Here is a 24,784-nt window from a genome sequence, read left to right as displayed (position 1 = left end):
GATGCCGCAGCAGACCGTGTGCCCGAGCTGTTCCGAACCGCTGGAGCCGGAGGACGCCTACTGCGGCGCCTGCGGCGCCAGCCGGGACGGCCGGACCGCCCCGGGCGCGATGCCCGCGAACTGGGCCACCGCCCGGGCCGAGGGCGTCCCGCCCCAGCACGGGCCGGTCTGCGCGCACTGCGGGCTGCCGCAGGTCACCGCGGACGGCTACTGCGAGGCGTGCGGCGGCGCCCAGCCGCGCCCGCGCGACCACATGGAGAAGTCCCTCGCGGGCGTCGCCGGGGTCAGCGACCGCGGCGTGCGCCACCACCGCAACGAGGACTCCTTCACCATCGCCGCCACCTCGCTGCCCGGCGGCGAGCCGGTCGTGGTCGCCGTGGTCTGCGACGGCGTCTCCTCCTCCGACCGGCCGGACGAGGCCTCCGAGACCGCCGTCGACGCCGCCTCCGAGTCGCTGCTGAGCGCCCTGGAGGCGGGCCGCGAACCCACCGCCGCCATGCGCCAGGCCATCGCCGACGCCGCCGGGGCCGTCGCCGACCTCGCCCAGGCCGGCCCCGGGCCCGCCCGGCCCGACCTCAACGCGCCCGCCTGCACCTACGTCAGCGCCATAGCCTCCGGCGGCCGGATCACCATCGGCTGGGTCGGCGACACCCGCGCCTACTGGATCCCGGACGACCGCGCCGGCGCCGAGCCCTTCCGGCTCACCCAGGACGACTCCTGGGCGGCCCGGATGGTCGAGGCCGGGCTGATGAGCGAGGCCGAGGCGTACGCCGACCCGCGCGCCCACGCGATCACCGGGTGGCTCGGCGCCGACGCCGAGGAGGTCGTCCCGCACACCCTCGACTTCACGCCGCACGTCCCCGGGGTGCTGCTGATCTGCACCGACGGGCTGTGGAACTACGCCGAGGCCGCCACCGACCTGGCGTACTTCGTCCGGCCGGACGCCCGCACCGAACCGCTCGCGGCGGCACAGACCCTGGTGAAGTTCGCGATCGCCGCCGGCGGCCACGACAACATCACCGTCGCCGTCCTGCCGATCGACCCGCCGGCCGCGGGCGCCGCTGCCGGCGTCGGTGCCGGTGCCGAGGACCAGGGCGAGGACGAGGACGACCCCCGGACCGCCACCGCGCTCGACCTGCCGCTGATCACCGCGGCGGGTGCCAGGCGCGCCGCCGAGGAGGACGAGGACTACGAGCCGACCCTGCCGGACCTCCCGGTGATCGGCTCCCCCGCCGCCCCGCTGCCCCCCGCCGCCCCGCCGGCGCCCCCCGCACCGCCCACCGCTCCCGCCGCACCCACCGTCCCCCCGCAGCCGCCGCACCCGCCGACGGCCTGACCGGACGCCGCCCGCCCGGGACCGACCCCGGCGGTCACCCGGCCCGCCGGCCCGCCCCCGACGCGGCCGGCCCCCACCGACCGATCCGTACCGACGACCCTTCCGACGGGAGCCACCGGCCCATGGCAACACTGGCGAAGCCGAACCTGCCCAGGTTCGACGTGGAGATCTTCCAGAACGAGTACCTTGCCGACGGCGCCCGCGAGGTCAACGCCATCGTCACGGTCACCGCGACCGGCGGCGGCACCTCCGGCGGCCGCCCGCTCGGCATCGCCGACGCGGGCGGCCCGCAGAGCGCCGACACCGCCGCGGCCGTGGTGATCCTGGTGGACTGCTCGGGCTCGATGGACTACCCCAAGACCAAGATCAACGGCGCCCGCGAGGCCACCGCCGCCGCCATCGACGCGCTGCGCGACGGCACCGCCTTCGCCGTGGTCGCCGGCACCCACGAGGCCCGCGACATCTACCCCGGCGACGGCACCCTCGCCACCGCCTCCGCCACCACCCGCGGCCACGCCAAGGAGTCCCTGCGCCGCCTCACCGCCGCCGGCGGCACCGCGATGGGCACCTGGCTGGCCAAGGCCGACAAGCTCTTCCTGACCCGCCGCGACATCGCCATCCGGCACGCCGTCCTGCTCACCGACGGCAACAACGAGCACGAGTCGGCGGTCGACCTGGAACGCGCCATCGAGCGGGTCACCGGACACTTCACCGCCGACTGCCGCGGCGTCGGCACCGACTGGCGGATCGACGAGCTGCGCAAGATCTCCTCGGCGCTGCTCGGCACCGTCGACATCGTCGCCGAACCCTCCGGCCTGGCCGAGGACTTCCGCTCGATGATGGCCGGCGCCATGGGCAAGCAGGTCGCCGACGTCGCGCTGCGGATCTGGACCCCGGCCAACGCCGCGGTCAAGTTCGTCAAGCAGGTCGCCCCCGCGGTCGAGGACCTCACCGCCCGGCGCGCCGAGGCCGGCCCCCGGGCCGGCGACTACCCCACCGGCTCCTGGGGCGACGAGAGCCGCGACTACCACGTCTGCGTCGAGGTCCCGGCCGCCTCCATCGGCAACGAGATGCTCGCCGCCCGGATCAGCCTGGTGCTGCCCCCGCAGGTCGGCAGCGGCACCCCCGAGGTGCTCTCCCAGGGCCTGGTCAAGGCGGTGTGGACCGACGACCTGGCCTCCTCCACCCGGATCAGCCCGCAGGTCGCCCACTACACCGGGCAGGCCGAGCTGGCCTCCTCCATCCAGGAGGGCCTGGAGGCCCACCGGGCCGGGGACGTCGACACCGCCACGTCCAAGCTGGGCGCCGCCGTCCGGATCGCGCACGCGACCGGCAACGAGGGCACCTACAAACTGCTGCAGAAGGTGGTGGACGTGGTGGACCCGAAGGAGGGTACGGTTCGGTTCCGTAAGAACGTGAGCGAGGCCGACTCGATGACCCTTGAGACCCGGTCGACCAAGACGGTGCGTGTGAAGAAGTGACCGCTGAAGACGTGACCGGGCCGACGACCCGGTGCGACGCCGCCCCAAGCCGGCTCGATGTGAGGGGGAACTGATGCCGATCTGCCCGAGGGGCCACGAGTCGCAGGCCGAGGACTGGTGCGACTTCTGCGGCTTCCCGATGACTCCGCCGGCCCCGACGCCGCCCGGAGCCCACCCGGGAGCCCACGGGGCCCACGGGGCCCACCCGGGGGCGTACGGCTCCCACCCGGTGCCCGGGGCACCCGCCTCGCCCGAGGCACCCGACTCGTTCGAGCAGTCCAGGCACCCGGACCACCGCGGCACGCCCTACGGCGCGCCGCTGTCGCCTCCGCCGATGCCGCCGGGGAGCGTCCCGCCGCAGCCCGGCGCGATGCCGCCGCCACCGGCCCAGGGCCACCCCAACCTGACCGAGGGCCTGACGGTCTGCCCGATCTGCCGCAGCCCGCAGACCGGACGGTTCTGCGAGGAGTGCGGGTACGACTACGAACTCTCCACCCCCTCGCGCCGCCAGCCGCCGCCGCTGAACATCCCGGCGGCGTACGGCGGCGCGCCGGCCGCACAGCCGCCGTTCGGCCAACCGCCGTACGGCCAACCGCCCCTCCCGCAGCAGCCGCAGCCGCAGCACACCCAGCACCCGCAGCAGGCCCCCGCGCCCGCGCACACCTACGGCTACCCTCCCTCCCTGCCCGCCAACGGGCAGGAGGGGCCCACGCCGGAGGGCGCGTTCCCCGAGGCCCCCGTCCGCGAGGACTCCGGCCCGGTGTACGCCGAGCCCCCCGGCCCGAACAACCGCGGCGGCGACTTCGGCACCTCGTTCCACCTCGCCCCGCCGCATCAGCAGCAGCCGCCGCAGCAACCCCAGCAGCCGCAACCGACGGCCGCCCCCGCGAAGCCGCTCCGGGCCAACTGGATCGCGGTGGTCTCGGCCGACCGCGAGTACTTCACCGAGATGATGGCCCGCAGCGGCCCCGAGGCGGCCGGCCTGTTCTTCCCGCCGTACTGCCCCGAGCGGCGCATCCCGCTGACCGGCCGCGGCCAGCTGCGGATCGGGCGGCGCAGCCAGCACCGCGGCACCGTGCCGGAGATCGACCTGTCGGTGCCGCCGGAGGACCCGGGCGCCTCGCACCAGCACGCGATGCTCGCCGAACAGGCGGACGGCAGCTGGGTCCTGGTGGACCAGGACTCGACCAACGGCACCACCGTGAACGGCGGCGCGGAGCCGATCGCCCCGCACACCGCCGTGCCGCTGAACGACGGCGACCGGATCCACATCGGAGCCTGGACGACGATCACGGTGCACCGCGCCTGAAAGGCCGTCGGCAATAACTCCGGCCGGGCCGGGCGGAATTCAACTTCCGCCCGGCCCGGCTTGTTCCCGATTCCTCAAACGATCCACAAATTCGTCGCCACCGACGTGCACAGGGACCTTCGCAAGCCCTAGGCTCAGGCCACATGACTGCAGCTATATCCGCCGACGGCATCCGTCAGCGGTACGGGGACGTGCAGGCCGTCGACGGGGTGTCCCTCACCGTCGAGGCCGGCGAATTCTATGGAATCCTGGGCCCCAACGGCGCCGGGAAGACCACCACGATGGAGATCCTGGAAGGCGTCCGCAAGCCGGACGAGGGCCGGGTCGAGCTGCTGGGACTGGCGCCCTGGCCGCGCAATCCGAAACTGCTGCCGCGCATCGGCGTGCAGTTCCAGGCCTCCGCCTTCTTCCGGAAACTGACGGCCCGGGAGACCATCCGCACCTTCGCGTCGTTCTACGGGGTCGGCCCCAAGCGGGCCGACGCGATGCTGGAGCGGGTCGGCCTGACCGACAAGGCCGACGTCATGACCGACCAGATGTCGGGCGGTCAGGCGCAGCGCCTGTCGATCGCCTGCGCGCTGGCCCACGACCCGGAGATCGTCTTCCTGGACGAGCCCACCACCGGCCTCGACCCGCAGGCCCGGCGCAACCTCTGGGACCTCCTGCGGGACATCAACGGCGAGGGCCGCACGGTCGTCCTGACCACCCACTACCTGGACGAGGCCGAGGTGCTCTGCGACCGGGTCTCGATCATGGACCACGGGAAGATCCTGCACACCGGCGCCCCGGCGACGCTGATCCGCGAGATCGACGACACCGTCCGGATCAGCATCGCGTCCGGCCAGCTGTCCGTCGAGCGCGCCCGTGACCTGCTCACCACGGCCGGCGCCGACATCGCCGCCCTGGAGGACGACAGCGTCTCGCTCTCCGTCTCCACCCGCCTCCCGGCCCCGGTCCTGAGCGTCCTGGCCGAGCAGAACGCGCTGCGCGGCCTCGAAGTGCGCGGCGCCACCCTGGAGGACGTCTTCCTCCAGCTGACCGGACGGGAGTACCGCGCATGACCGCCAGCACGTCCACCGAGCCGAAGACCCCCGCCCGGCGCGACGGGTCGAGCGGCGGCGCGAGCGCCGAGCGGGAGCGGGTCAGCGCGTTCTGGAGCCTGTCCCGCGCGATGCTGCTCGGCATGAAGCGCGACCGCACCGCGACCTTCTTCATCCTGCTCTTCCCGCTGGTGTTCCTGGTGTTCTTCGGCACCGTGGGCAAGGGCTCCGGCAGCCCGCACGCCAAGGTGGCGCAGGTCGGCGCGGTGAAGCTGTTCGACTCGATCCAGGGCGAGGGCCGGGTCGACCTGGACAAGGTCCTCACCATCACCAGGACCGACGACGCGGCCGCCACACTGGAGAAGGTCCGCAAGGGCGACTTCGACGCGATGATCGAGCAGGGCCCGGACGGCAAGGTCGAGCTGCGCTTCAGCGCCGCCGACACGGTCCGTGCCGGCGCGCTCCAGGGCATCGTCAACTCGGTGGTCCAGAGCGCCAACCAGGCCGCCACCGGCCAGAAGCCGGCCTACGTGCTGGACGCCCAACAGGTAGAGGACCAGTCGCTCAAGCCGATCCAGTTCCTCACCCCCGGCCTGCTCGGCTGGGCCGTCGCCACCGGCGCGGTGTTCGGTGCCGCGCTGACCCTGGTCGGGTGGCGCAAGAGCAAGGTGCTGCGCCGGCTGCGGCTGGCCCCGGTGAGTGCGGGCACGGTCATCAGCTCCAGGATCCTGGTCTCGCTGCTGACCTCGCTCCTCCAGACCACCGTCTTCCTGACGGTCGCCACCAACTTCTTCGGGCTCAAGCTCACCGGCAACTGGTGGCTGGTCATCCCGCTGGTGGCCTGCGCGACGCTCGCCTTCATGTCGATCGGCCTGCTGGCCGGTTCGGTCGCCAAGACCGAGGAGGCGGCCAACGGCATCTCGCAGATCATCGTGCTGCCGATGTCCTTCCTGTCCGGCGCGTTCATCCCGCTGGACAGCGCGCCCGGCTGGCTGGAGACCATCTCCAAGGTCATGCCGCTGCGCTACCTGGTGACGGCCGCCCAGTCGGTGCTGACCCGCGGCGGCGGCGTCATGGACGCCCTGCCCACCATGGGCGGGCTGCTGCTCTTCGCGGCCGTGCTGACCGGCGTCGCCTGGAAGCTGTTCAAGTGGGAGGACGTGTGACCGCCGCCCCGGTCGCCTGAGCCCCGACACACGCCCTGCGGGGTCGTACGCCTTTGGTCCCGGTGTACGACCCCGTCGGCGTCTGCGACCATGGTCGGGTGAAAGAGATCCGGCGAGGAACGTTCAGCGAGGAGACCTTCTTCGACCAGGTCGGCGGCGAACCGACCTTCCGGCGACTGGTCCACCGGTTCTACCAGGGCGTCGCCGAGGACGAGTTGCTCCGGCCGATGTACCCCGAGGAGGACCTCGGCCCGGCCGAGGAGCGGATGGCCCTGTTCCTGATGCAGTACTGGGGCGGCCCGCGCACCTACAGCGAGCAGCGCGGCCACCCCCGGCTGCGGATGCGGCACGTGCCGTTCAAGGTCGACCGCGCCGCGCACGACGCCTGGCTCAGGAACATGCGGGCCGCCGTGGACGACCTGGCCCTGCCGGCCGAGGCCGAGCAGCAGCTCTGGGAATACCTCACCTACGCCGCCGCCTCGATGATCAACACCCCGGGCTGAGCCCCGGGCCGGGCCCGGTTACCGGATCGGGCTGAGCCCCCGGCTGGGTTACCGGAGCGCGCTGAGCCCCAGCCCCGCGCCGGGCGCGGCCGCCGTCCGGACCGCCACCGAACCGGCCGGGGCGCTCAGCCGCAGCCAGCCGCCCGCCCGGTGCACGGTGAGCGGGGCCCCGGGCTTCAGGAAGCCGATCACGTACGCCGCGTGCACCGCCCGCAGCGGCAGCTCCGGCAGCACGGAGACCGGGCGGGACCAGATCTCGTCGGCCAGCGCGTCCAGCACCGCACGGCCGCGGTGGTGCGCCGGGACGGCCTCGCTGCGCTCACGGAACTCCCGCACCCCGGCCATCAGTTCCGGGTACACCTCGGCCGCCGGCGGCGCCCCGACCGGCCGCCAGCCGGTGCGCGGCGGCAGCAGCCCGGCCCAGGCCGGTCCGGTCACCGGGGCGGGCAGCTCGACGGCACCCGTCCCGGCGTCCACGCCGTCCAGCAGCTGGCCCGCCGAGACCGTCAGATCGGTCGGCTCGGCCGGCCCGGTCAGCCGGGCGGTGCGGATCGCCAGCGCGCCCGAACCGCCCAGCGGCAGCCGGCCGAAGACCGCCAGCACGCCGTCCTCCCCGGCCGGGGCCACCGCCTGCAACCGGACGGCCGCCGCCTTGTCGAAGCGCAGCAGGCGCAGCAGGAACGCGGAGAGGTCGGCGGCCTCCCCGGCGTCGGTGAGGGCGAGGCGGGCGGTGATGGTCAACGCGGGTCAGCTCGAATCGTCGGAGGTGGGTGCTCAGGCGGCGACTACGGCGGGCTCCTCGTCCATGAAGCGGGACAGGAACTCCCGCTCCACGGGCGAGATCCGGCGCGGCCGGCCCTCCGCCAGGTCGTAGGGCACGACCACGGTGGACGCCTGGACGTACACCGTCTCGGTGCCGTCCTCGGCGACGTCCTTGATCTCGTAGGACACGGTCAGCGAGGCGCCGCCGATGCGGGTCACCCTGGTCTCGACGGTGACCGGCTCCGGCCGGTGCACCAGCGGGCGCTTGTAGTCGATCTCGTGGCGGGCCACCACCGAGCCGCCCGCGAACTCCCCCGCCCCGGCCTCGGCGGCCTGGGTGAACATGAAGTCGATCCGGGCCTCCTCCAGGTAGCGCAGGAAGACCACGTTGTTGACGTGGCCGAACGCGTCCATGTCGGACCAGCGCAGCGGGCAGGCGTAGATGTGGCGGGCCACAGGTGTTCTCCTCGACGTCCGGTCGCCCGCCGCCGTGCGGTGGCGGCGGGCCGGCGGCCGGCAGGCCGCCCCGAGGGGCAGTCTGCCGGGCCGCCGTGACGGCTGGGTGTCAGCCGCGGGTCAGCTTCTTGTACGTGGCCCGGTGCGGGCGGGCCGCGTCGGCGCCGAGCCGCTCGATCTTGTTCTTCTCGTACGACTCGAAGTTGCCCTCGAACCAGAACCACTTGCTCTCGCCCTCGTAGGCGAGGATGTGGGTGGCCACCCGGTCCAGGAACCAGCGGTCGTGGGAGATGACCACGGCGCAGCCGGGGAACTCCAGCAGGGCGTTCTCCAGCGAGGAGAGCGTCTCGACGTCGAGGTCGTTGGTGGGCTCGTCGAGGAGCAGCAGGTTGCCGCCCTGCTTGAGGGTGAGCGCCAGGTTCAGGCGGTTGCGCTCACCACCGGACAGCACGCCGGCCGGCTTCTGCTGGTCCGGGCCCTTGAAGCCGAAGGCCGACACGTAGGCGCGGGACGGCATCTCGACCTGGCCGACGTTGATCCAGTCCAGACCGTCGGAGACGACCTCCCAGAGCGTCTTCTTCGGGTCGATGTTGGCACGGCTCTGGTCGACGTAACTGATCTTGACGGTCTCGCCGACCTTGACCACGCCGGAGTCCGGGGTCTCCATGTCCTGGAGCATCTTGAACAGCGTGGTCTTGCCGGCGCCGTTGGGACCGATGATGCCGACGATGCCGTTGCGCGGCAGGGTGAAGCTGAGGTCGTCGATCAGGATCTTCTCGCCGAAGGCCTTGGAGAGGTTCTCCACCTCGATGACGATGCTGCCCAGACGCGGGCCCGGCGGGATCTGGATCTCCTCGAAGTCCAGCTTCCGCATCTTGTCCGCCTCGGCCGCCATCTCCTCGTAGCGGGCCAGACGGGCCTTGGACTTCGCCTGGCGGCCCTTGGCGTTGGAGCGGACCCACTCCAGCTCCTCGCGGAGCCGCTTGGCGCGCTTGGCGTCCTTCTGGCCCTCGACCTTGAGGCGGGACTGCTTGGACTCCAGGTAGGTGGAGTAGTTGCCCTCGTAGCCGATGGCGCGGCCGCGGTCGAGCTCCAGGATCCAGCCGGCCACGTTGTCCAGGAAGTACCGGTCGTGGGTGACGGCGACGACGGTGCCGGGGTACTTGGCCAGGTGCTGCTCCAGCCAGTTCACCGACTCGGCGTCCAGGTGGTTGGTGGGCTCGTCGAGGAGCAGCAGGTCGGGGGACTCCAGCAGCAGCTTGCAGAGCGCCACGCGGCGCTTCTCGCCACCGGAGAGCTTGGTGACCGGCCAGTCGCCGGGCGGGCAGCCCAGCGCGTCCATGGCCTGCTCCAGCTGGGCCTCCAGGTCCCACGCGTTGGCGTGGTCCAGGTCCTCCTGGAGCTTGCCCATCTCGTCCAGCAGGGCGTCCGAGTAGTCGGTCGCCATCAGCTCGGCGATCTCGTTGAAGCGGTTGAGCTTCCCCTTGATCTCCTTGACGCCGTCCTCGACGTTCTCCAGGACGGTCTTGGTCTCGTCGAGCGGCGGCTCCTGGAGCAGCATGCCGACGGTGAAACCGGGCGAGAGGAAGGCGTCGCCGTTGGAGGGGTGCTCCAGGCCGGCCATCATCTTCAGCACGGTGGACTTGCCCGCGCCGTTGGGGCCCACGACGCCGATCTTCGCCCCGGGGAGGAAGCTGAGCGTCACGTCGTCAAGGATGACCTTGTCTCCGTGCGCCTTGCGCACCTTGCGCATCGTGTAGATGTATTCCGCCACGTGAGATCGCTCCGGCGTCGTCGGGAGTATTCGGCTTGCAGCCTTCCATTGTGCCGCACCCGGCCGGGAGCCCCGAACGCCCGGTGTGCCCCACGGGGGTATCCGCAGCGCGGGGTTGAACGGCGAAGGCCCGGCCCCCGCAGCGGGTGCGGGGGCCGGGCCGGGTGCCGTCAGGGCCTCAGGAGGTCAGCGCCTCCGGGCCTGCGGGGCGGTTCAGGCGGCGGTGCGACCGTGGCGGCCACGGCGGCGCAGGACGAAGACCGCGGCGCCACCGGCCAGGACCAGGCCACCGGCGACGGCGGCGAGGATCGGGGTCGAGTCACTGGCACCGGTCTGGGCCAGGCCACCGGTGCCCGGGGCGGAGCTGGTCGCGGCCGGGCTCGGGTGCGCGCCGGCGGCGGTGCTGGCACCGGCCGACGGGGTGCCGGCCTGGCTCGGGGTGCCACTCGGGGTGCCGGTCGGGGCGGTGCTCGGGGCGGTGCTCGGGGTGCCGGTCGCGGCCGGGGTCGACGGGCCGGAGGTCGGCGGGGTCACGCCGGTCTTGCAGTCCAGGACGCCCTTGAACTCCTTGGCGAAGCCGTTCGGGCCGGTGACGTTGATGTCGTAGGCGGCCTTCTCGGCGACCGGGACGAGCACGTTCTCGGTCTTGCCCGGCTGGACGGTCAGCTGCTTGCCCGGCTTGACCGTGACGGTGGCGGCCTCGTCACCGCCGTTGGTGACGGTGACGCGCACGCCGTTGTTCTCGCACTCGACCTGGGCGGTGCTGTCGACCAGCGCGCCCGCGCCCTGCTTCCAGGTGGCCTTGGCACCGGCGGAGACGCTGAGCTTGCTGGAACCGGCCAGGATCATGCTCTGGCTGTGCCGCTTCGGGTCGTAGCCCTCGCTGAGGAAGACCCGGCCGCTGGGCACGACGGTGTCGGCGGCGGCGGCGAGGGCGACCGAGCCGTCCGGGGTGCCGGCCGGCACGTCCAGGAACAGCTGGGTGTCCTTGATCGGACCGGTCAGGGTGGCGCCGACCGGCTTGCCGTCCTTGTCCACCACCTTGACCTTGTCGGCGGCGTCACCGGTGACGGTGAGCTTCACCTCGGCCGCGCTGGACTTGAGGGTGAAGGGGCCGAGCTTGTTGCCGGACTTGCCGGAGACGGAGTCCGGGTTGAGGGTCAACGAGGGGTTGGGCTCGGCGGCGATGCCCTTGTTGGCGTCGCCGAGCAGGTAGTCGCGCAGCTTCTTGGCCTTGGCGTTGCGCGGGGTGGCGTTCTTGTTGTCCGAGAACTTCCAGATCGCGGCCTGGGTGCCCGCGGCGGCGTCCTCGGCGGTCAGGCCGTCGACGCCGACGGTCTTGCCGAGCGCCGTCAGGTCCTTGACCTGCGGGTAGGAGTTCTCCAGGATCCAGCGGATCTTGGAGGCCGCCTCGACCTTGTTCTTGCCGCCGAGGGAGCTCGACTTCCAGTCCGACTCCTGGTACTTCGCGGCGCTGTCCAGGTAGACCGGGTTGTCGAAGTCGATGCAGTAGGTCTGGATCTCGCCGTTGGACGTCTTGAGGGTGAACAGACCGCCGTCGACGGTCCCCTTGCCCTCGACGTCGATCTTCTCGCCCAACATCGTGTTCTGGAGGACGGCCTTGACGCCCGCACCCGGGGTGTCCGCCGCGGCCGCCGCACCGGCCGCGAACAGGCCCCCGCCCAACACCAGGCTGGTCGTGAGCATGACAGTGGTTATGCGGGGGAGACTCCGCGCCTGCCTCTGGAACATCTGGGATCCCTCCGGGCCGGGCCGCACCGATGGACAGCCCGCCGACTTGCCGTGCCGCGCGCGCCCCCTGTGGCGCTGCTGCGGGTATGAACCAGACGAATCCTATTGAGCCCCGCAGGCCCCGAAACCCCCATGCGAAATCAGGACGATTCCGTATCTGGATCGTTATCAACCCCCTCAGTTTCGACACAAGCTGACGATCAGCCAGAATCTCCTCGCGACTTTTCGTTATCCGGGCGAGATTGCGCGTGCGGGAGCAACAACAGTCTCGATCAACATATTTGTCGACAGTTAAGGTCATCGACCCGTCAGATCAGCGCAGCCTGCTCGCCACCTCCCCGCTCCCCCTCGGCCACCCGCCCCCGCTCCCCCGCCTCCGCCTCCGACGCCCCACCCGACACCGGCCGCACCGGCGGCGGGGGCTCCGGCGGGCGCGGCGCCGAGGCCACCGCCGAGGCCTTCCGCGCCTCCAGCGCGTCGGCGATCCACCCCGGCACCACCCCTCCGCCGGCCTGCGCCCCGGCCGGCCCGGCGGCGCCCGGCGGCTGCCCGCGCACCCCCGCCGCCCAACGGAACGCCGAGGTACCACGGGTGAGGTCGTGTCCGACCGATCGGGCGTCGATCTCGGCCCCGGTCCGCTTCACCTCGCCGTCGACCCACTCCCGCAACCGCAGCCGACCGCACACCAGCACCGGATCCCCCTTGGCGAGCGAACCGATCAGGTTGACCGCGAGCCCCCGCCAGGCCGTCACCGTCAGCCACTGCGTCTCGCCGTCCGCCCAGCACTCGCGCTGCCGGTCGTACCGGCGCTCGGTGCAGCCGAGCCGGAACCTGGCCATCGGCACCCCACTGCCCGTTTCGCCGTACGTCACCTCCGTCGCGACAATGCCGACGATCGTCACCTGCATCTCGTTCACGACACACTCTCCGTTCTCGCCGATGCACCGTACGGAATCGACCGGTGCGCGTTGAGAGTGTGCTTCGCGGGAAATCCACGCCAGGGAGTTCCGAAATCCTGTGGACAACTCGGCACCTCGGAAAACCGACGTCACTCGCAGGGGTGAATTTCGGCCTTTCGGCACCCCTTCACGCCCATCTCATCGCGGCCATGACAACAAACCGGCTGCTCGTCGCCCCCAACCGACACGCCCCGGAACAGCGCCGGCCGACCGTCCGCGCACGTCATCCGACCGGAGGAAGCCGAATACGGCCCCCCACCCGCACCGGTGACGACACATTCTCCGTGCCGAATCCATAACGGGTGGGGCGGCAGCCCCGTAACGACTGCACAACGTCCGGCTCGGAACACTCCCAGACCGCTGCACTCACGGCGTTCACCTGCGATTATCGGACCGCTCCACCGAACCGACACACCAACGGCGGTGTCGTCACACTCGGCCGAGGAACTGGGCACCCTTATCCTGTCCCCGACAGGCCGAGGGCCCACCGACCCCCACCCCCACCCTCACGGTACGGGGCCGGACACGCGCGCCCCCAGCGCTCGTCGCCCGACCCGGCCACGGTCACGCCCGCCCGGGCGCAGCCCGTCCCGCCCCCATAGCTCAGCGGATAGAGCACCCGCCTTCTAAGCGGTAGGTCGCAGGTTCGAATCCTGCTGGGGGCACCATCTCGGCATTCCCGCAGGCCGCCAGGCCGGCGGCCGCATTGCCCGGCCGCCACGGGCTCCCGGAAATCCCGCCCGCACGCCGTCCGATTGCCCGTACCCACCGCATCTAAGCCGTGACTATCCGTGTCATGGGCACTGCGATAACCGGCTGATCCGGATGACCGCCACTGCGGACCGGATGCGGAAGAAGACCCGAACAACCGAAATTCCGGGCGAATCACGCCCCGGGGACAATCCGCCCCGCCGACCCGGCCCGGAGCCGCCCGGTCCGGGAACCCGGCCGGGGCCCAACCGGCCGCTCGACCCGTGATCGCGAACCCGGCCGGCCGCTCAGCCGGCGGTGGCGAGTCTGCCGGCGGTGCGGGTCAGCCGGCGGTGCGGGTCAGCCGGTGGCGGCGAGCCCGGCCAGGTAGGCGTCCAGCAGGGCGGTCTGCCGCTCGGGCGGGAACTCCGCCGGGGCGAACAGCACCTGCACCACCAGGCCGAGCACGAAGGCCTGCGCGCCGGTCGCGAGCGCGGCGGCGTCGGCCCCGGCCGGGAGCTCCCCGAGCCGCTGGGCGTCCGCGACGTGCACCGCGAGGGCCTCGCGCGAGCGGGCGTAACGACCCGCGTGCGCGGCCGCGAGCGCGGGGTCCGACAGGGCGACGTCCCAGGAGCCGACCCAGATCCGGTTGCCGGCCACCGCCGCCCCGTCCAGCGGCAGGACGTCGAGCAGCGCGGCCCGCAGTCGGGCCAGTCCGGGGGGTGGCGGCGGGGTGCCGTCGGCGGGGGCGGTGCGCCGGGGCCGGGAGCCGGAGCGCCGGTCGAGTTCGTCCAGCGCGTGGCTCAGCAGGGCCCGCTTGTTGGGGAAGTAGTGCGTCAACAGGCCGGTGGAGGCGCCCAGTTCGGTGGCCACGGCACGCAGGGTCAGCCCCTCGAAGCCGCGGGTGGAGAGCACCCGCCACACGCCCTCGGACACTTCCAGGCGGCGGGCGTCATGGTCTCCACGGGCCGGTGTCATGGGGATCATCGTACATACCAAACGTTTGTTATGTATGGTTCCCAGCACACCGCGCATCCCGTGAACCGTGCACCACGTGCATCCCGTGCATCCCGTGAAAGGCCAGCCCATGTTTGCCGTACCGCTCGCCGAGAACGCCGAACTGCGCCCGCTGGAGCCGTGGCAGGCGGCCGAGTTCCTGGCCCACATCGACCGCGCCCGCGCCCACACCGCCCCGTGGATCCCCTGGGCCACCCGCTCCACCGACCTCGACTCCGCCCGCGCCACCCTCCAGCGCTACGCCGACCAGCAGGCCGCCGACAGCGGCCGGATCTACGGCATCTGGCGGGACGGCACGCTGGTCGGCGGCGTGATGTTCGTGAGCTTCAACGCCCAGAGCGGCGTCTGCGAGATCGGCGCCTGGACCGAGCCCGCCGGCGAGGGCGGCGGGCTGATCACCGCCGCCGTCCGGGTGCTGCTCGACTACGCCCTCACCACCCGCGGCCTGCACCGCGCCGAGTGGTGGTGCTCCGCCGGCAACGCCCGCAGCCGGGCCGTCGCCGAGCGGGTCGGCATGACCCTGGACGGCACCCTGCGCGAGTGGTACCCGCACAACGGGGTCCGCCACGACAAGCAGATCTGGTCGATCCTGGCCCCGGAGTGGACGCCCGGGGCCTGACCGGACGCGGCGGGGCCCGGTGGACACCCCCGTGTCCCACCGGACCCCGCCGCTCCCCGGGCCGTCGCCCCCCCCCCCGGCCCCGACCCCTCAGACCGCTCAGGCCCCTCAGGCCCGTCAGGCCCGTCAGGCCCGTCAGGCCCGTCAGGCCCGTCAGGCCCGTCAGGCCGCCAGCACCGGCGGCTCCGCGGCCGCCACCGTCCTGGGCACCCGCAGCGCGAGCAGCAGGACCAGCACCAGCAGGCCGCCGGCCGACAGGAACACCACGTCGACCGCGTCCGTGAAGCTGCGCAGCGCGTGCTCGCGGGCCGCGCCGCCGAGCGTCCGGACGGCGCCGAGCGGCAGGCCGGGCTCGCCGTCCGCGAAGACCCGGGCCAGCACGGTGCCGAAGAGCGCCGCGCCGAGCGCGCTGCCGAGGGTCTGGAAGAAGCGGATCCCGGTGGTCGCGACGCCGAGCTGGTGGCGGGGGACGGACTCCTGCACCACCGTGACCAGCTGGCCGATCAGCTGGCCCATCCCGAAGCCCAGCAGGACGAGTTCGCCGCAGACGGCCCACAGCCCGGTGGTCGGGCCGCTGAGGCCGAGCAGGAGCAGGGCGATCGCCGCACAGCCCGCGCCGGCCACCAGGAAGGTGCGCTCCGCGTGGCCGCGGGCGGTGAGCCGGCCGGCCAGCAGGCCGACCGCCGTCATCCCGCCCGCCATCGGGATCAGGTAGAGGCTGGCCGAGGTGGGGTCGATGCCGCGGGCGATCTGCAGGTAGAGCATCACGTAGACGATCGAGCCGGTCATGCCCATCCCGACCAGGCCCTGGATCGCGAATCCGAGGCGCACCACGCCGATCCGGAACAGCGACAGCGGCAGCACCGGCTCGGCGGCGGTGGCCTGGCGCCACACGAAGAGGCCGAGCGCGGCCAGGGTGGCGGCCACGAGCCCGAGGACCACCGGGGAGGTCCAGGCGTAGTCCTTGCCGCCCCACTCGGTGACCAGCAGCAGACCGGTCGCGAAGGCGGCGGCGAGGGCCGCACCGAGGAAGTCCAGGCTGCGGCGGCCGCCCGCCGGCGGCAGCTTGATCACCAGGGCGGTGCCGACCAGGACGAGCAGGCCGAGCGGCAGGTTGACGTAGAAGATCCAGCGCCAGCCGAGGTGGTCGGTGAACAGCGCCCCGATCAGCGGGCCGACCGCCATGCCGATGCCCGCGACGACTCCGCCCATCGCGCCGCCCTTGCCGCTGCCGCGCTCGGCCGGGTCCTTGAGGTGGGCGATGACCACCATGGTGACGCTCATCAGCCCGCCGCCGCCGATGCCCTGGACGGCCCGGAAGGCGATCAGCTGGCCCATCGACTGCGCGAACCCGCAGAGCGCCGAGCCGGCCAGGAAGGTGCCGACCGCGCCGAGCAGCACGCGCTTGGCGCCGTACAGGTCGCAGAGCTTGCCGTAGAGCGGCAGCAGCGCGGTCGCGGCGAGGGCGAACGAGCTGATCAGCCAGGGCAGTCGGTCGATGCCGTGGACGGGGTCGAGCTCCCGGACGATCGGCACGGTGGCCGCGGACACGATGTTCATGTCGAGCACGGCCAGCACGATCGTGACCAGGCAGAGCAGCATGCCCAGGTTGCGCCGGGTCGGTGTCATCAGGACAGGGGCGGCGGGTGCCATCGGTGAGTCCCCCCAGGGTCGGTGGAGTTCGGGCCGGGCCGGTGCGGCCGGCGGCGCGTCCTCACCATGGCAGTTTTTTTATACCTGGTCAATTCTTAAGCTCGGCTCAATCTTCATCCTGATCGATCTTTGATCCTGGTACAGTCGAACCATGGCGACGCACCCCGGCTTCAGCCCTGACGACGACCGCGACCTCGACGCCCTCCCGCTGCGCGAGCGCAAGAAGATCCAGACCGGCATCCGGATCTGGCGCACCGCCATCGGACTGTTCGCCGAGCGGGACTTCGACCAGGTCTCGGTGGCCGAGATCGCGGCCGCCGCCGAGGTGTCCAAGATGACCGTCTTCAACTACTTCCCCACCAAGGAAGACCTGGTCATGGCCCCCATGGAGCGACACCTCGACGAGCCGGCCCGGGTGGTCCGCGAACGCGCCCCCGGCACCTCGGCGGTGGCGGCGCTGCGCGAGCAGTACCTCGCCGCGCTGGAGCAGCACGACCCGGCCACCGGACTGAGCGACGAACCGCTCGTGCTCGACGTGGTCCGGCTGATCCACCGCACCCCGGCCCTGGCGATGCGCGCCACCGCCGGCTTCGGCCGGCACGCGCAGGGCCTGCTGACCACCGAACTCCTCGCCCAGGACCCGGCCCACGACGAGCTCACCGCGCAGATCGCCGCCGCCCAACTGCTCGCCGCCCGGCTGGCCCTGACCACCGAGAACCAGCGCCGGATGCTGACCGGCGAACGCGCCGCGGCCGCCCTGCCCGCCGCCCTCGACCGGGCCGCGCGCGCCTTCGCCCTGGTCGAGGGCGGCCTCGGCGACTACTGCGCCCTCGCCTCCTGAGAGAGTGGGCGCACCACGACCGCCCGGAGGTGCGCATGGACCAGCCGCTGCTCACGCGGGACCGCTCCGCCCTGCCCGCCCACGCCGAGGGCCTGCACGCGTACGTCGGCGAGGACGGCGTCGCCGTCCTGGAGTTCGCCCGACCGCACCGGCGCAACGCGGTGACCCTGGAGATCTGGCAGGCGCTGCCGAAGGTGCTGCTGCGCCTCGCCGAGCAGCCGGGGGTGCGCGCCCTGCTGGTCACCGGCGCCGGCGGCACCTTCAGCGCGGGCGCGGACATCGCCGAACTCGCCGAGGTGTACGGCGATCCGGAGCGCGCGGACGCCTACCACGCGGTCAACGTCGCCGCCGAGGAGGCGCTGGCGGCCTTCCCGCACCCGACCGTCGCCGTGGTGCAGGGCGCCTGCGTGGGCGGCGGCTGCCAGCTGGCCGTCGCGTGCGACCTGCGGTTCGTCGCCGAGGACGCCCGGCTGGGGATCACCCCGGCCAAGCTCGGCGTGGTCTACCCGGCGGTGCCGACCGTACGGCTGGCCCGGCTGGTCGGCCCGGCCCGCGCCAAGTACCTGCTGTTCTCCGGCGAGTTGGTGACGGGCCGCGACGCGCTGCCGCTGGGCCTGGCGGAGCGCGTCCTGCCGGGCGCCGAACTGGACGCCGCCGCGCTGGAGTTCGCCCGACTGCTGACCCGGCGCTCGGCCCAGACCATCGGCGCGGTGAAGGCCGCGCTGGCCGTCCCGGCGGAGCGGGCGGCGCAGGCGCTGGCGCCCTGGGAGCGCCGCTCCCGGGAGACCTCGGACGTGCCCGAGGGGCTGGCCGCGTTCCTGGAGGGCCGCCCGGCGCGGTTCTGACCGGGGCCGGGCACCAGATCCGGGCACCAGGTCCGGGCACCGGCCGCGCGGACGGGCTCGCGTACGATCATCCGATCGGTGCCGGGCCGTCCCGACGCCCCGCCCCGATGCCCCCGCCCTGACGTCCCCGTCACGCCGACCCCTTTGCGCACCCGGAGCACACACCCCGATGACGACCGAGGCCACGACCGCCCCCACCAGCCGGACGATCTGGGCCCGCCGGGTCACCGACGGCGTCGAGCCGAAGAACGTCATCATCGCGATGCTCCCGCTGATGGGCGTCATCCGCTACGGCTGGACGGGCCTCGGCTGGGCGGCCTTCGCGGCCCTGTTCGCGGCCGTCATCCCGACCATGTTCATCCAGCGCGGCATCCGCAAGGGCACCCTGGAGGACCGCCACGTCGGCCACCGGCAGCGCCGGCTGACCGTCATCCCGTTCATCATGGGCTCGGTCGCGACCAGCTTCGCCGTGATGCTCTGGCTGGACGCCCCGGCCGACCTGACCGCGATGGTGCTGGCGATGTTCGCCTCGCTGGTCCCGATCCTGGTGATCACCGTCTGGTGGAAGGTCTCCGTGCACACCGCCGTCGCCGCCGGCGCGGTGGTCTGCCTCGGAATCGCGCTCGGCCCGCTGTGGCTGCTGCTCGCGCCGCTGGTCGCGGCGATCGGCTGGTCCCGGGTGGTGCTGCGGGACCACACCACCGCGCAGACCATCGTCGGCGCGGCGGTGGGCGCGCTCACCGCCGGACTCGCCTTCTGGGCGGCCCGGTAGCCCAGCGGGCTCAGCAGGCTCGGCCGGCTCAGCAGGTTCGGCCAGTTCGGCAGGCTCGGCCGGCTCAGCAGGTTCAGCCGGCTCGGCAGGTTCGGCCGGCTCAGCGGATCGGCATCCCCGAGATCGCCCGCGCGATCACCAGCCGCTGGATCTCGCTGGTCCCCTCGAAGATCGAGTAGATCGCGCTGTCCCGGTGCATCCTCTCCACCGGGTACTCCCGGGTGAAGCCGTTGCCGCCGAGTATCTGCATCGCCTGCGCGGTGACCCACTTGGCCGTCTCGCCCGCGTACAGCTTGGACATCGAGCCCTCGGCCGCGGTGAACGGCTGGTTGTTGGCCGCCATCCAGGAGGCCCGCCACACCAACAGGCGGGAGGCGTCGATCCGGGTCTTCATGTCGGCGAGCTGGAAGGCCACGCCCTGGTTGTCGATGATCGGGCGGCCGAACTGCTCGCGGGTCCTCGCGTAGTCCAGCGCCACCTCGTACGCGGCCCGGGCGATGCCGATCGCCTGCGCGCCGACGGCCGGCCGGGAGGCCTCGAAGGTGGCCATCGCCGCGTTGCCCCTGCCCCCCGGGCGCTTGACCCCCTCGCGGGCCCGGGCCAGCCGCTCGTCCAGCTTCTCCTTGCCGCCGAGCAGGCAGCTGCCGGGCACCCGGACGTCGTCCAGCACCACCTCGGCGGTGTGCGAGGCGCGGATGCCGTGCTTCTTGAACTTCTGGCCCTGGCTCAGTCCGGGGGTGCCCGGCGGGACGACGAAGGAGGCCTGGCCCTTCGCCCCCAGCTCCGGGTCGACGGTGGCGACGACGACGTGGACGGCGGCGATCCCGCCGTTGGTGGCCCAGGTCTTGGTGCCGTTGAGCACCCACTCGTCCTTGGCCCCGTCGTACACCGCCCGGGTGCGCAGCGCGGAGACGTCGGAGCCGGCGTCGGGCTCGGAGGAGCAGAACGCGGCCACCTTGAGGTCGTCCGGGGTGCCGAACATCTGCGGGGTCCAGGTGCCGATCTGCTCGTCGGTGCCGTTGGCGAGCACCGCGACGGCGGCCAGCGTGGTGCCGACGATGGACAGCCCGATGCCCGCGTCGCCCCAGAACAGTTCCTCCATGGCGATCGGGATGCCGACGCCGGAGGGGTCGAAGTACTGCTGGGCGTAGAAGTCCAGCGAGTAGATGCCCAGCTTGGCGGCCTCCTGGATGATCGGCCAGGGGGTCTCCTCGCGCTCGTCCCACTCGGCCGCGGCGGGGCGGACGACGTCGGCGGCGAAGCCGTGCAGCCAGTCGCGTACGGCGAGCTGGTCCGCGCCCGGGTCCAGCGAGAACGTGCTGCTCATGGTGCTTGCCTCCGAAGAAGGGGTACGGCCGACCAGGGGGGTTACCTCGGGTAACATCGTCGGAGTCTGCTACTGATTGGTAACTGGTGTCAACGCCCGGTCAGACCCCGACCCCGAGGAGCAGCACATGTCCCGAGAGCCCCGCCGCGAGCAGCTGCTCAACGCCGCCGACCGGGTCATCCAGCGGGACGGCCCGACCGCCAGCATGAACTCCATCGCCGCCGAGGCCGGCATCACCAAGCCGATCCTCTACCGCCACTTCGGCGACCGGAACGGCCTGATCACCGCCCTCACCGAGCGCCACACCAGCGGCCTGCTGGCCGCCGTCCGGGCCGCCCTCGCCGAACCACTGGAGCGCCGCGACCGGGTCGAACACGTCCTGGACACCTACCTGGCCGGGATCGAGGCCCGCCCGCAGGTCTACCGGCTGCTCACCCACCCCGAACCGGGCGACCCGAGCGGCGCCGGCACCGCGCTCGCCCCCGCACTGCGGCAGATCGCCGCGGAGATCACCCGGGCCGTACAGAACCAGGTCGACCTCGGCGCCGACCGCGAACTGCTCGCCGAGGCCTGGGGCCGGGGCATCACCGGCATGGTGCTGGCGGCCGGCGACTGGTGGCTGGAGACCAGACCCTGCTCGCGCACCCGCATGGTGCAGGCGCTCGCCGACCTGCTCTGGGGCCGCCTGGCCGCCGCCGCGGACCTGCCCACCCCCGCCACCCCGGCCCCGACCCCGGACGCCGACTGAACTCCCCCTCCGCGCAAGGCCCTTGTGCGACACCCGGCACCGCGGGCATCATCGGGCCCCCACCCCCGCGCCGTACGAGGTCCCGATGCGCCTGCGCCGCACCGCCGCCGCCCTGCTGCTCGCCGCCACCACGGCCCTCACCGCGGCCCCCGCCACCCCCGCCGCCGCGCACGACGGCGCCCGCACCGGCCCGCCCGCGCGGTTCCCCGCCGCGACGGCCACCGGCCCCGACGGCCGCACCGCCTTCACCGACGCCCGGGGCCGCCGCCTCCAACTGCGCGGCTTCAACCTCGACAAGTACGCCGAGACCACCGAGGCCGACCTCAAGTCCCTGGCCGCGCAGGGCTTCACCCTGATCCGGGTGGCGGTCTCCTGGAACAGGCTGGAGCCCGTCCGCGGCCGCCTCGACCCGGCCGAACTGCACCGGCTGCGCCAACTCCTCGACTCGGCCGACCGGTACGGCCTGCTCGCCCTGGTCGACCTGCACCAGGACGTCTACGGGCCGGCGTTCGGCGGCGGCGACCGCGGCATCCCGCCCTGGGCCACCCGGGACGACGGCCTGCCGTTCACCCCCGACCCGAACGACTGGTTCGCCGGCTACTTCCAGCCCGCCGTCCAGGCCGCCTTCCGCCACCTCTACGACGACCCCGACCTGCGCGCCTGGCAGGCCGACTTCTACACCCGGCTCGCCCTCGAACTGCGCGGCCACCGCTCGCTGCTGGGGTACGACCTGTTCAACGAGCCGTTCGGCCCGGTGGACGGCGACCCGAGCGACCCGGCCGTGCTCGCCGCCGCCTCCGCCGCCCTCGAACAGGGCCGGCTCGCCGACATGTACCGCCGCCTGATCGCCGCCGTGCGCCGGGTCGACCATCGCGCCTGGCTGTTCGTCGAACCCACCGTCCTGGTCGGCCAGGGCGTGCCCACCCGGCTGCCCGGCTTCGACGACCCGCGCCCCGGCCCGCCCCGGCTCGGCTACGCGCCGCACTTCTACGACACCGCGGTCGAGAACGGCGCCGACTGGGACCCGGCCGGCGGCTTCGTCGAGCACTACACCGCCGCCATCACCGCCTACCCCGCCGCCCACCGGCTGCCCGTCCTGGTCGGCGAATGGGGCCCGCCCGACTCCCGCAGGCCGGGCAACACCCTGCTGGTCCGCCGGCAGGTCGCCGCGATGGACGGCTTCGCCGAGGGCTGGACCATGTGGTACTGGTGCCGCGGCACCGGCGGCTACTGCGCACTCGACCCGGCCGGACGCCCCGCCCCCGGCGACGAGCCCGCCTTCGGCCCGTACCCGGCGGCCGTCGCCGGGACGGACGTGCGCACCGACGCCACCACCGTCCGCTGGAGCGCCGACGGCACCCGGCACGCCAGCGAACTCGTCCTGCCCCCGGCGGCGTTCCCGCACGGCGCCGACGTCACCGTCGCCCCCGCCGCCGCCCGCGTCGACGTCGAACAGCCGGCCGGCGGGCGGGCCGGCGCCGTCCGGATCCGCCTCCCGCACGCCCGCCCGGGCACCCCGGTGACGGTCACGGTCACACCGCGCTGACCGCCACCGGGGCCGCCCTGGAAGGGGCTAGAGCAGGCCCCGCCGCGCCAGCAGCGGACCGGTCTCCGGCGCCCGGCCGACCACCGCGCGGAAGGACTCCAGCGGGTCCCGGCCGTAGCCGCGCGCCAGCAGCTCGCGCCGGAACAGCTCGCCGCTCTCCCGCACCGCACGCCCGTTGCCCTCGAACCACTGCACGGTGTCGGCGTCCAGCACCTCCGACCAGATGTACGCGTAGTACCCGGCGCTGTAGCCGCTGGCGAAGACGTGCTGGAAGTACGCCGTCCGGTAGCGCGGCGGGATCGCCGGCACCGCGATCCCGGCCTCCGCCAGCGCCCGTGCCTCGAACTCCTCGGCGTCCGCGATCTCCCGGCCCTGCGGCACGGTGTGCCAGGCCCAGTCCAGCAGCGTCGCCGCGAGGTACTCCACCGTCCGGAAGCCCTCCCCGAAGCCCTCGGCCGCCACCATCCGCTCGACCAGCTCGGCCGGCAGCGGCTCCCCCGTCACGTGGTGGCGCGCGTAGTTGGCCAGCACCTCCGGCCGGACCATCCACATCTCGTTGACCTGCGAGGGGAACTCGACGAAGTCCCGGGGCACCGAGGTGCCCGCGAACAGCGGGTACCGCACGTCCGAGAACAGCCCGTGCAGCGCGTGCCCGAACTCGTGGAAGAGCGTGCGCACCTCGTCCCAGGCCAGCAGCACCGGCTCGCCCGGCGCCGGGCGGGCGATGTTCAGGTTGTTGATCACCACCGGCCGCCGGCCGGTCAGCCCCGACTGGCTCACCAGCTCGTCCATCCAGGCACCGCCGCGCTTGGACGCCCTGGCGTGGAAGTCGCCGACGAACAGGCCCAGCGAAGCGCCGTCCTCCTCGAACACCTCGAAGACCCGCGCGTCCGGGTGGTGGGCCGTCAGGTCCGTCCGCTCGGTGAAGGTCAGCCCGTACGCCAGCCCCGCGGCGAAGAACACGCCGTCCCGGAGCACCCGCTCCAGCTCGAAGTACGGGCGCAGCACCGCCGCGTCCACCTGGTAGGAGCTCTGCCGGACCTTCTCCGAGTAGTACGCCCAGTCGTGCGCGGCGATCTCCTCGATCCCGTCCGCCGCCGCCAGCTTGGCCAGTTCGGCGGCCTCCCGGCGGGCGTTGGCCACCGCCGGACCCACCAGCCGGGCCAGCAGCCCGGACACCGCCTCCACCGTGCCCGCGGTCTCGTCCTCCACCACGTACGCGGCGTGGCTCGGGTGCCCCAGCAGCGCGGCCCGCTCGGCGCGCAGCCCGGCCATCCGGATCGCCAGCGGGCCGTTGTCCGCCAGGCCCCGGTCGAGCGAGGCCGCCAGCAGCCGCTCGCGCACCGACCGGTCGGTCAGCCGGGCCAGTTCGGGCTGGCCGGAGGTGCTCTTCAGGGACAGCACGAACCGGCCCTCGTACCCGAGCACCCGGGCGTTCTCCGCAGCCGCGGCGACCTCGTCCGCCGACAGCCCGTCCAGCTCCTCGGCCGCGTCCACGACCAGCGCGGCGGCCTTGGTGGCGGCGTTCACGTTCTGCTGGAACGTCGTGCCGAGCGCGGCGAGTTCGGCGTTCAGCTCGCGCAGCCGGGCCTGCTCGGCCTCGCCCAGCCGGGCACCGGAGCGCACGAAACGGGTGTGCCGGGTCTCCAGCAGCCGCAGGGACTCCGGGTCCAGACCCAGCTCGGCGCGGCGCCCGTACAGCTCCTCGATCCGCGCGAACAGGGCGCGGTCCAGGTGGATCGCGTCGTGGTGCGCGGCCAGCAGCGGGCTCACCGCGGTCTCCACCTCGTCGACCGGCTCGCTGGTGTCCGAGGCCGACTGGTTGCGGAACACCGCGTCCACCCGGCGCAGCAGCTCCCCGGAACGCTCCAGGGCGACCAGGGTGTTGTCCGGCGTCGGCGGCCGCGGATCCGCGGTGATCGCCGCGATCTCGGCCAGCTGCTCCGCCATCCCGCGCTCGTACGCGGGCAGGAAGTGCTCCGGCCGGATCTCGGCGAAGGGCGGCAGTTCGTAGACCAGGGGGCTGGGCTTGAAGAACGGGTTCTCGGTCATTTCGCCGACCATACGCGGTGTCACCCACCCTGCCTATGCGCCCCCGCCCCCGTTGTCGTACCCACCCGTTAACGTCAAGCCCGGACACCCGAACGACCGCACACCCGTGCCCGTACCCGCACGCCAGAACAGCGCG

At 73.1% G+C, this 24,784-nt stretch carries 21 protein-coding genes and 1 tRNA gene; 13 read left to right on the top strand and 9 right to left on the bottom strand.

Annotated elements, in window-relative coordinates:
- Position 1: 1 nt before the first annotated feature.
- From OG556_RS23815 to OG556_RS23790, 6 genes are all read left to right on the top strand, one after another.
- Positions 2-1,336 carry a protein phosphatase 2C domain-containing protein gene (locus OG556_RS23815; RefSeq protein WP_363632523.1) on the top strand — a complete coding sequence of 445 codons (1,335 nt, stop codon included), beginning with the start codon at positions 2-4 and terminating at the stop codon, positions 1,334-1,336.
- Positions 1,337-1,458: 122 nt separating this feature from the next.
- Entirely contained in the window at positions 1,459-2,817 is a 1,359-nt protein-coding gene (locus OG556_RS23810) for a VWA domain-containing protein (RefSeq protein ID WP_063349411.1), read from the top strand.
- 73 nt (positions 2,818-2,890) lie between these two features.
- Positions 2,891-4,126: an FHA domain-containing protein gene (locus OG556_RS23805; protein ID WP_371519108.1), complete on the top strand. Its 1,236-nt coding sequence runs from the start codon at positions 2,891-2,893 to the stop codon at positions 4,124-4,126.
- Between the two features lie 143 nt (positions 4,127-4,269).
- Positions 4,270-5,187, top strand: a complete 918-nt coding sequence (locus OG556_RS23800; RefSeq protein ID WP_363588618.1) for an ABC transporter ATP-binding protein — start codon at positions 4,270-4,272, stop codon at positions 5,185-5,187.
- A complete protein-coding gene (locus OG556_RS23795) occupies positions 5,184-6,332 on the top strand; it encodes an ABC transporter permease (protein ID WP_363588617.1) in 1,149 nt (382 codons plus the stop codon). Before OG556_RS23800 ends, OG556_RS23795 begins: the two co-directional genes overlap by 4 nt.
- A 98-nt stretch (positions 6,333-6,430) precedes the next feature.
- The gene (locus OG556_RS23790; RefSeq protein ID WP_363588615.1) at positions 6,431-6,835 is read left to right on the top strand and encodes a globin; all 405 of its coding nucleotides are present in this window, start codon (positions 6,431-6,433) and stop codon (positions 6,833-6,835) included.
- 48 nt (positions 6,836-6,883) lie between these two features.
- Here the strand turns inward: OG556_RS23790 and OG556_RS23785 are convergent, their stop codons facing one another.
- From OG556_RS23785 to OG556_RS23765, 5 genes are all read right to left on the bottom strand, one after another.
- Positions 6,884-7,576, bottom strand: a complete 693-nt coding sequence (locus tag OG556_RS23785; protein WP_363588613.1) for a hypothetical protein — start codon at positions 7,574-7,576, stop codon at positions 6,884-6,886.
- Positions 7,577-7,609: 33 nt separating this feature from the next.
- Positions 7,610-8,053 carry a thioesterase family protein gene (locus tag OG556_RS23780; RefSeq protein WP_063349408.1) on the bottom strand — a complete coding sequence of 148 codons (444 nt, stop codon included), beginning with the start codon at positions 8,051-8,053 and terminating at the stop codon, positions 7,610-7,612.
- Between the two features lie 109 nt (positions 8,054-8,162).
- On the bottom strand, positions 8,163-9,827 hold the full coding sequence (ettA, locus tag OG556_RS23775; protein WP_079135893.1) for an energy-dependent translational throttle protein EttA: 1,665 nt from the start codon (positions 9,825-9,827) through the stop codon (positions 8,163-8,165).
- A 213-nt stretch (positions 9,828-10,040) separates the two neighbouring features.
- Entirely contained in the window at positions 10,041-11,534 is a 1,494-nt protein-coding gene (locus OG556_RS23770) for a Cys-Gln thioester bond-forming surface protein (RefSeq protein ID WP_363632518.1), read from the bottom strand.
- Positions 11,535-11,887: 353 nt separating this feature from the next.
- A complete protein-coding gene (locus tag OG556_RS23765) occupies positions 11,888-12,487 on the bottom strand; it encodes a single-stranded DNA-binding protein (protein ID WP_371522850.1) in 600 nt (199 codons plus the stop codon).
- Positions 12,488-13,130: 643 nt separating this feature from the next.
- Between OG556_RS23765 and OG556_RS23760 the strand changes: the two genes are divergently transcribed.
- Positions 13,131-13,206 (top strand) — tRNA-Arg (locus OG556_RS23760).
- A gap of 382 nt (positions 13,207-13,588) precedes the next feature.
- Here the strand turns inward: OG556_RS23760 and OG556_RS23755 are convergent.
- Positions 13,589-14,206 carry a TetR/AcrR family transcriptional regulator gene (locus OG556_RS23755; RefSeq protein ID WP_371519104.1) on the bottom strand — a complete coding sequence of 206 codons (618 nt, stop codon included), beginning with the start codon at positions 14,204-14,206 and terminating at the stop codon, positions 13,589-13,591.
- A gap of 109 nt (positions 14,207-14,315) precedes the next feature.
- Between OG556_RS23755 and OG556_RS23750 the strand changes: the two genes are divergently transcribed.
- A complete protein-coding gene (locus tag OG556_RS23750) occupies positions 14,316-14,864 on the top strand; it encodes a GNAT family N-acetyltransferase (protein ID WP_371519101.1) in 549 nt (182 codons plus the stop codon).
- A gap of 162 nt (positions 14,865-15,026) precedes the next feature.
- Here OG556_RS23750 and OG556_RS23745 read toward each other — a convergent pair whose 3' ends face one another.
- Positions 15,027-16,493, bottom strand: coding sequence for an MFS transporter (locus OG556_RS23745; protein ID WP_371519099.1), 1,467 nt, complete (start codon positions 16,491-16,493; stop codon positions 15,027-15,029).
- A 175-nt stretch (positions 16,494-16,668) separates the two neighbouring features.
- Here OG556_RS23745 and OG556_RS23740 point away from each other — a divergent pair, with 175 nt between their 5' ends.
- The 3 genes from OG556_RS23740 to OG556_RS23730 all read left to right on the top strand — a co-directional run bounded on the left by OG556_RS23740 (position 16,669) and on the right by OG556_RS23730 (position 18,975).
- Positions 16,669-17,358: a TetR/AcrR family transcriptional regulator gene (locus OG556_RS23740; protein ID WP_371519097.1), complete on the top strand. Its 690-nt coding sequence runs from the start codon at positions 16,669-16,671 to the stop codon at positions 17,356-17,358.
- Between the two features lie 35 nt (positions 17,359-17,393).
- Positions 17,394-18,203 carry an enoyl-CoA hydratase/isomerase family protein gene (locus OG556_RS23735; protein WP_079135891.1) on the top strand — a complete coding sequence of 270 codons (810 nt, stop codon included), beginning with the start codon at positions 17,394-17,396 and terminating at the stop codon, positions 18,201-18,203.
- A gap of 169 nt (positions 18,204-18,372) precedes the next feature.
- Positions 18,373-18,975 (top strand): hypothetical protein, encoded by a 603-nt coding sequence (locus OG556_RS23730; RefSeq protein ID WP_063349403.1) that lies wholly within the window; start codon positions 18,373-18,375, stop codon positions 18,973-18,975.
- Between the two features lie 100 nt (positions 18,976-19,075).
- On the opposite strand, the gene OG556_RS23725 is transcribed toward OG556_RS23730, so the two are convergent.
- Positions 19,076-20,302 carry an acyl-CoA dehydrogenase family protein gene (locus tag OG556_RS23725; RefSeq protein ID WP_363588595.1) on the bottom strand — a complete coding sequence of 409 codons (1,227 nt, stop codon included), beginning with the start codon at positions 20,300-20,302 and terminating at the stop codon, positions 19,076-19,078.
- A 127-nt stretch (positions 20,303-20,429) separates the two neighbouring features.
- On the opposite strand from OG556_RS23725, the gene OG556_RS23720 reads away from it, so the two are divergent.
- Entirely contained in the window at positions 20,430-21,050 is a 621-nt protein-coding gene (locus tag OG556_RS23720) for a TetR family transcriptional regulator (RefSeq protein ID WP_371519095.1), read from the top strand.
- 85 nt (positions 21,051-21,135) lie between these two features.
- On the top strand, positions 21,136-22,596 hold the full coding sequence (locus tag OG556_RS23715) for a cellulase family glycosylhydrolase (protein ID WP_371519093.1): 1,461 nt from the start codon (positions 21,136-21,138) through the stop codon (positions 22,594-22,596).
- 27 nt (positions 22,597-22,623) lie between these two features.
- On the opposite strand, the gene OG556_RS23710 is transcribed toward OG556_RS23715, so the two are convergent.
- Positions 22,624-24,648: a M3 family metallopeptidase gene (locus OG556_RS23710; protein WP_371519091.1), complete on the bottom strand. Its 2,025-nt coding sequence runs from the start codon at positions 24,646-24,648 to the stop codon at positions 22,624-22,626.
- Positions 24,649-24,784: the final 136 nt, after the last annotated feature.

Source organism: Kitasatospora sp. NBC_01300, assembly GCF_041435235.1.
Classification (GTDB): Bacteria; Actinomycetota; Actinomycetes; order Streptomycetales; family Streptomycetaceae; genus Kitasatospora.
This window is presented reverse-complemented; position numbering and strand designations above follow the sequence as displayed.